Source organism: Kocuria sp. UCD-OTCP (genome assembly GCF_000349605.1).
In the GTDB taxonomy this organism is placed as follows: domain Bacteria; phylum Actinomycetota; class Actinomycetes; order Actinomycetales; family Micrococcaceae; genus Kocuria; species Kocuria rosea.
The window spans coordinates 1-7,776 of the sequence record NZ_AOSQ01000060.1 but is presented as its reverse complement, the minus strand read 5'-3'; the positions used below and the strand labels follow the sequence as shown (position 1 = coordinate 7,776).

Here is a 7,776-nt window from a genome sequence, read left to right as displayed (position 1 = left end):
CGCAGGTTCTCGTAGGACGCGTCGTGCACCGTGTGGTCGCCGTGGCTCATGTTGAGCCGGGCCACGTTCATGCCGGACCGGATCGCCTGGGAGAGGTTCTCGTACGAGGAGATGGCCGGGCCGATCGTGGCCACGATCTTCGCTCTGCGCATGGGGGACTTCCTGTCGTCGGTACGAGGGGAGGAGAAGAGGGGCAGCGATGTCGAGCCCTCCGGTGGAGCTTCCCGGGGGTCGCTGCGAACACCGTGATGCCAGGCGGCCCGACACGTGCGGTGTCGGGCCGCCTGGTCGCCCGTGTGCCTAGATGGCGTCTGCGGTTTCTGTGGTGCTTGAGGCCGGTGTCAGGGTGCGGGCGATGGTCTGACCGGTCTCACGCAGCAGGGCCGCGGAGAGTTGCGGGTCGGTGGCGCTGTCGGCTTCGGTCATGGCGCTGAGGGCGTAGACCTGCTTGATGCCGTGTGCAGGCAGCCGGTCGGTGCCCAGGGCGTTGTGGCCCACCACGGCGATCACCGGCACCGGGGCCGCGCGGCGGGCCACGACCACGGGCAGTTTGCCCGAGAGGGTCTGGGTGTCCAGTTTTCCCTCACCGGTGATGACCAGGTCGCACCCGGTCACCTGGGTGTCGAAGCCGAGGAGGTCCAGGAAGAAGTCCGCTCCGGAGACCATTCGGGCGCCCAGCAGCATCGCGGCGTAGCCGAGCCCGCCGGCGGCGCCGGCCCCGGGGACACCGGCGGCTTCTTCGGCGGGCCAGCCGGCCTCCCACAGGCGCCGGATCAGCGCCCCCAGCCCGGCCTCCAGCGCCTCGACGTCGTCGGGGGTGGCGCCCTTCTGCGGGCCGTAGACGGCCGCCGCCCCGTTCAGGCCCAGCAGGGGATTGTCCACGTCGTTGGCCGCGATCAGTTCCACCCCGGTCAGGTCCACGAGGCCGGTCAGGTCTGCCTCGGCGATCTCCTCCAGGGTCCCGCCGGTGGGCACGAAGGCCTGCCCCTGGCGGTCGGTGAAGCCTACGCCGAGGGCGCTGAGCATCCCGGCCCCGCCGTCGGTAGTGGCGCTGCCGCCCAGGGCCAGCACGATCCGGGCCGGGCGGTGGGCCAGGACGGATCGGATGGTCTGGCCGAAGCCCACGCTGCTGGACTCCAGTGGGGCCAGGTGGCCTGCGGGCAGCATCTGCAGCCCGGCGGTGGTGGCGACCTCCACCACGGCGGTGGTGCCGTTGAAGGCCACGGTGGTGGTGGCCGGCTCGCCGGTGGGGCCGGTGATCGGGACGGTCAGCGCCTGGAAGCCTGCGCCCAGGGCGGCGGCGACGCTGCCGTCCCCGCCGTCGGCCAGGGGCAAGGTGTGCACCTGGGCCAGCGGGTTCTCCTGGCGCAGGCCTGCGGCCAGGGATTCGGCGACCTGGGATGCGGTCAGGGACCCTTTGAACTTGTCCGGGGCGATCAGGATCCGGGGCGTGGTTGTAAGGTTCGCGCTCATCGGGCGGCCTCCGTGGCGAGCTCGTCGTCGCGGTGGCGCGGGAGGGTCCCCACCTTGGTGGTTTCGAGGTCGGTGATGGGTCCGTCGACCACGCGGTGGAGCTGGGTGGTGGTGGGTACGGCCGGGAGCGTGGAGGATTCGATCTCGGCCAGAGGGTCCTCCACGGCCGGTGTAGCGCGGCCCACGGTGGAAACGTCGGCGGACTCCTGGGCGGCGGTGGCGGTCTCCTCGTCCAGGGGCGGGAGCACCTCGCCGGCGAAGACGCGGCGGGCGCGGTCGACGTCGAGGCTCTTGTCCCACCAGGCGATGAACAGGGTGGCCACGGCGTTGCCGCAGAAGTTGACCAGGGCCCGGCACTCGGACATGAACTTGTCGATGCCGAAGATGAGCATGATCCCGGCGGCCGGGATGGTGCCCAGGGTGCTCAGGGTGGCGGTGAGGGCGATGAACCCGCCCCCGGCGACCCCGGCCGCGCCCTTGGAGGTGAGCAGCATGACGGCGAGCATGCCCAGCTGCTGGCCGATGGTCAGCTCGGTGTTGGTGGCCTGGGCGATGTAGACGGCGGCCAGGGAGAGGTAGATCGCGGCCCCGTCGAGGTTGAAGCTGTAGCCGGTGGGCACGACCAGGCCCACGGTCTCCTTCTTGACCCCGGCGTGCTGGAGCTTGCGCATGAGTCCGGGCAGGGCCGGCTCGGCGGTGGAGGTGCCTAGGATCAGCAGTAGCTCCTCCTTGAAGTGCTTGAGCATCGTGAACAGGTTCAGCTTCAAGAAGGCCATCACGCTGCCCAGGACCACCACGACGAAGACTAGGGAGGTGCCGTAGAAGAGCAGGATCAGCCAGCCGAGGCTGGAGAGGGTCTCCACCCCGTACTTGCCCACGGCGAAGGCCATCGCCCCGAAGGCACCCAGCGGGGCGGCCTTCATGATGTAGTTGAGGACCTTGAAGATCACCGCGGTCAGGCGCTGGATCCCGTCCAGGACCGGGGCGCCGACCTGGCCGACGGCGTTGAGGGCGATGCCGAAGATCACGGCCATGAAGATGATCTGGAGGATGTCGCCCTCCACGAAGGGGGCTGCCACGCTGCCGGGGATGATGTGGGTGAGGAACTCCCACCACTGCTGGTTCTCGCCCTTCTCGATCAGCTCGGCGGCGCTGCCGGTGGTCTCGATCGAGGCGGCGTCGGCGTTGACGCCGTCCCCGAGGCGGAAGATGTTGATGGCGACCAGTCCGGTGAGCATGGCCAGGATGGTGCCGATCTGGAAATAGCCCAGGGCCTTCAGCCCGGTGACCCCGACTTTTTTCAGATCCGCCACGCTGGCGATGCCGCCGACGATGGTGAGGAAGACGATCGGGCCGATGAGCATCTTCATCGCTTCCACGAACGTGGTGCCGATCGGCTGCATGGCCTCCCCGGTCTCAGGGGCCAGCCAGCCGACGAGGATGCCGAGCACGATCGCCACGAGCACCCAGACGTAGAGCTGGCGGTACCAAGGCTTACGGGCAGCCGTCTGGTGGGTGTCACTGACCATGGTGTGGTCCATGAGTGTTGTCCTCAGTGTCGAGAAGGAATGCTCCGCGGCGGTGCGCCGAGCTCTCAAGGGAAGTAAGTGGGGCCTGCCCCGGGCATGGGACGGCCAGGGGCCGGCCGGCACGGTGCCGGCCGGCCCCTGAAGAACGCCTCAGGCGGAGACGGTGGGTCTTAGGCGGTGGCCAGGGACTTGGTCAGGGCCTCGATGATCGCTCCGGTGATCTCGTTCGTGTCGGCGGTGCCGCCGATGTCGCGGGTGAGGTGCCCGGCGGCGGTGGTGGCCTCGATCGCGGCCTCGACCCGGCGGGCCTCGGCGTGCAGCCCGAAGTGGTCGAGCATCAGGGCGGCGCTGGCGATGGTGCCGATGGGGTTGGAGATCCCCTTGCCGGCGATGTCGGGGGCGGAGCCGTGGACGGGCTCGAACATCGAGGGGAACCGGCGCTCCGGGTTGAGGTTCGCACTGGCGGCCAGGCCGAGGCTGCCGGCCAGGGCGGAGCCGAGGTCGGAGAGGATGTCGGCGTTGAGGTTGGAGGCCACCANCTGGCGGCCAGGCCGAGGCTGCCGGCCAGGGCGGAGCCGAGGTCGGAGAGGATGTCGGCGTTGAGGTTGGAGGCCACCACCACGGAGAGGTCCTCGGGTCGCAGGACGAACTTGGCGCTCATCGCGTCCACCAGCACCGACTCCGTCTGCACGTCGGGGTAGTCGGCGGCGACGCGGGCGAAGACCTCGTCCCACAGCACCATGCCGTACTGCTGGGCGTTGGACTTCGTCACGCTGGAGACCTTCTGCACCGTGCGGGTGCGGGCGAGGTCGAAGGCGAAGCGGATGATCCGCTCACAGCCCTTCTCCGTGAACAGGGAGGACTGGACGGCGACCTCGTTGCCGGGACCTCGGCCGGCGAGGTTGCGCCCGCCGAGCCCGGCGTACTCGCCCTCGCTGTTCTCCCGGACCACGACCCAGTCCAGCTCGGTGTCGTCGGCCTTGCGCAGCGGGGAGACCACGCCGGGGAGGAAGCGCACGGGGCGGATGTTGGCCCACTGGTCGAAGTTCTGGGTNGTCGGCCTTGCGCAGCGGGGAGACCACGCCGGGGAGGAAGCGCACGGGGCGGATGTTGGCCCACTGGTCGAAGTTCTGGGTGATGTTCAGCCGCAGCCCCCACAGGGACACGTGGTCGGGGACGTTCTCCCAGCCCACGGCGCCGAAGAGGATCGCGTCGAAGCTCTTGAGCTCCTCGAGGCCGTTGGGGTCCATCATGACCCCGTGCTGGTCGTAGTACTCGCTGCCCCAGGGGAACTCGGTCCACTCGAAGGAGAACTTCCCGTTGGACTGCTCAGCGAGGGCGTCGAGGACCTTGCGGCCGGCGGCGACGACCTCCTTGCCCACGCCGTCGGCGGGGATCGAGGCGATCTTGAAAACCTGGTGCTCGGCCATGGTGGTGCTCTCCTTCTCGGGTGCTCTTGCCTGTTGTCCGCATCACATCGCGGTGTCAGGTACTAGTAGAGCGCCTGGGCCTCGATAAGGTCCAAGACTCAATTCCCATGCTGTAGATAGGAACCTCCTATGTCACTCAGGAGTGGTCCGCCGTGTGTTGGGCAGCGACCTCCAGGAAGGCCCGGGCTGCTGGGGTCAGGTCCGACGGGCGGCTCAGCACGGCGACGTGCAGCACGGTGACCGGTTCGATCCTCAGCACGCGCAACCCGGTGGCGCGCGCCAGCGGGGTCCAGGAGGAGGGCATCACTGCGTGCCCGACCCCGGCCAGCACCAGGGGCAGCACCGAGGTGCGGTGGGCGACCTCGGCGGCGATCTGCACCTGCACGCCGCCGGCCAGGGCGTCGTCGACGAGCCAGCGCATCAGCGAGCCGCGCTGGGAGGCCACCACTCGGTGGCCTTCCAGGGCTTCCCGGCGGATGGCCTCGCCGACGCCGAAGTCGTCGGAGCCCGGGTTGACGATCAGTACCAGGGGCTGCTGCTCCAGGTGCATCACCTCGACTTCGGCGGAGCGGAAGGGGCGGTCGGTGCCCAGGATCCCGATCTCCGCGCTGCCGGTGCGCACCGCCTCGGTCACCTCGTCGGGAGTGAAGGCGGCGGCGACATTGAGGGTCACGGCCGGGTGGGTCTGCGCGTAGGCGGTGATCATCGAGGTAAGCGGTTCGATGCCGGGGGAGGGCATGGCGATCACGTCCAGCCGGCCGCTGCGGACCCCGCGCAGATCATCGATGGTCGCCCGGGCGGCCTCGACGTCGCGGACCACCACCCGGGCCGGGCCCACCAGCTCCTGGCCGGCCTCACTGAGCACCACCCGCCGCCCGATCCGGTGGAACAGGGAAACCCCTAGTTCCCGCTCGAGGCCCTTGATCGTCTGCGACAGCGAGGGCTGGGCGATGATCAGCTGCTCCGCCGCCCGGGTGAACCCGCCGTGATCCACCACGGCCAAGAAATACTTCAGCTGTCGGACGTCCATGTCTGCCTTCCTCTGTCATGCATTACAGGGCTTCGAGACCGACACCACACCGGGCGACGACGTAATGCGTCACTGCCGTCGGTGCCACCGCACCCGCGCGTCGAGGGATGTGCCCTGGCCCCGACGACTCCGCTCCACAGGAACCCATCCGACGGTGTCATTAGGGGCAATGAATTTCGGGGATTCCGCCGCTCGTCGGCCATCCCACGAGGGTATAACCGGTAGATCCATTGGTTTTTCCTATTGGCGTAGTAGACAACGGGCCTTGGACGTGATGCAAGTCACGGGCGCATGGTGAGTCCATTCCGACGATGGAAGGACCTGGACCGTGCAAACCCAGCAACCTGTTCCCACCAGCCCCGCCAGTACCGGCCCGCGCACCGACGTGCGGGCTGCTCTGCTGGGCGGCAAGACCTTCCGCAGCCTCAGCGAACAAACGCTGTCACCGCGGGAGGAGAAGTTTGAGCGTGCCCGCCAGACCACCGGACTGTTCCTGGCCCCGGCGGTAGCCATCATCTTCGCGCTGCTGCCGCTGAACCTGGAGCACACCCAGCACATGCTGGCCGCGGTGCTGCTGGGGGTGATCATCCTGTGGATCTGCGAACCCGTGCCCATCCCCATCGGCGGACTCATCGGGGTGGCCGCCATCGTGATCCTGGGGGTGGCCCCGGCCTCCGACGTGCTCCAGCCGTTCGGGTCCACCACGATCTTCACCTTCATCGGCGCGTTCATCCTGGCCGCGGCGATGCTCAAGCACGGCATCGCCCAGCGCCTGGCCTTCGCGGTGCTCTCCATCCCCGGGGTCGGGAAATCCACCTACCGGATCATCATCGCCTTCGGGGTGATCACCTGCCTGCTCTCGGCCTTCGTCTCCAACACCGCCACCGTGGCGATGCTGATGCCCACCGCCCTGGGCATCCTCGCGTTGATCGCCCAGCTCATGCAGGACCGCGGCGTGGTCAAGGCCGACTTCGACCCGCTGCGCCTGCGCGTGGGTGCCGCGCTGCTGCTGATGCTCGCCTACGGCGCGTCCGTGGGCGGGCTGCTCACCCCGGTCGGCTCCCCGCCAAACCTCATCGGCCGCGGCCTGATCGAGGAGGCCACCGGCACCCGCATCTCCTTCGCCCAGTGGATGGCCATCGCCTTCCCCATCTGCCTGGCGATGTTCGTCGTCCTGGCCCTGATCATGTTCCTGCTCAACAAGCCCGAGATCCGCCAGCTCGAGGGCGTGGAAGAGTACATCCGCGAGCAGAAAGCCGCCCAGGGCAAGATGTCCCGGGCCGAGAAGAACACCCTCTTCGCCTTCGGCTTCACCGTCACCCTGTGGCTGCTGCCGGCCTTCGCCAGCCTCTTCGGCGGCACGGAGTCGGCCGCCTACATCTTCCTCGACGACCGTCTCGACGAGGGCATCGTCGCCGTCCTCGGCGCCTCGCTGCTGTTCATCCTGCCCACGAACTGGAAGAAGCGCGAAGCGACCCTGACTTGGACGGATGCGGCGAAGATCGACTGGGGCACGATCATCCTCTTCGGCACCGGCATCATCTTCGGGTCCCTGCTGGCCGCCACCGGTCTGGCCGAGACCATCGGCACCGGTGCGGCCGAGAACCTCAACATCACCAACGTCGTGACCATCACCGTGTTCTCCGCGGTGCTGGCGATCTTGATCTCGGAGACCACCTCCAACACCGCCTCGGCCGCGGTGATCGTCCCGATCGTCATCCCGCTGTGCCAGGCCATGGGGGTGGACCCGTTCGTGCCGGCCATGGCCGCGACCTTCGCCGCCTCCTTCGGGTTCATGCTCCCGGTGTCGACCCCGCAGAACGCCATCGTCTACGGCACCGGGGCGGTGCCCATCACCCGCATGATCCGCACCGGCATCGTCTTCGACATCCTCGGCGCGATCCTGATCATCAGTATCGTCCCCATCATGATCGCCACCGTGGGCCTCAGCAGCTAACCCGCACCAGCCATCCCCGACTCCGCTGGTCCGCTGACAACCGGATCGACAGAGGAAAACGCATCATTGAGGCCCCACCACGGTGGGGCCTCAATGGCGTCCCCGAGCCAGACCTGCACCACCGCCAGGAGGCCTACCGCCGGGGTGTTCCTCCGATCGAACCTTTTACGCCATAGGTGCGACAGCCCCCGGCTTTACATATGGCCCGGTTAGCGGTCCGCAACTCACGGGAGTTTTCGCATCCCCGGGGACTGTCGCTCTAACGGTGTAAGAGGCGTTTCCATGGTTAGTGGTTCTCCGCCGCCGGCATCCGGTCGGCGAAGGTGATGGCAAAGGCGTTCAGCGCCGGCTTCCACC

General features: G+C 68.4%; 5 protein-coding genes and 1 pseudogene. 1 reads left to right on the top strand and 5 read right to left on the bottom strand.

The features are described from left to right. From H488_RS36810 to H488_RS33160, 5 genes and pseudogenes are all read right to left on the bottom strand, one after another. Positions 1-152: pyruvate kinase (locus H488_RS36810; RefSeq protein ID WP_237740472.1), on the bottom strand; the 152-nt coding region annotated here is incomplete at its 3' end. 148 nt (positions 153-300) lie between these two features. After that, complete coding sequence (locus H488_RS33175; RefSeq protein WP_017834549.1) at positions 301-1,473, bottom strand: glycerate kinase; 1,173 nt, start codon at positions 1,471-1,473, stop codon at positions 301-303. Continuing rightward, positions 1,470-3,014, bottom strand: a complete 1,545-nt coding sequence (gene dctA, locus H488_RS33170; RefSeq protein ID WP_017834548.1) for a C4-dicarboxylate transporter DctA — start codon at positions 3,012-3,014, stop codon at positions 1,470-1,472. Before dctA ends, H488_RS33175 begins: the two co-directional genes overlap by 4 nt. Positions 3,015-3,172: 158 nt before the next feature. Beyond that, positions 3,173-4,432 (bottom strand): annotated as a pseudogene (locus tag H488_RS38775) (isocitrate/isopropylmalate dehydrogenase family protein). 136 nt (positions 4,433-4,568) lie between these two features. Continuing rightward, on the bottom strand, positions 4,569-5,462 hold the full coding sequence (locus H488_RS33160; protein WP_017834544.1) for a LysR family transcriptional regulator: 894 nt from the start codon (positions 5,460-5,462) through the stop codon (positions 4,569-4,571). 328 nt (positions 5,463-5,790) lie between these two features. On the opposite strand from H488_RS33160, the gene H488_RS33155 reads away from it, so the two are divergent. Then, positions 5,791-7,419, top strand: coding sequence for an SLC13 family permease (locus tag H488_RS33155; RefSeq protein WP_051063820.1), 1,629 nt, complete (start codon positions 5,791-5,793; stop codon positions 7,417-7,419). Positions 7,420-7,776 lie beyond the last annotated feature (357 nt).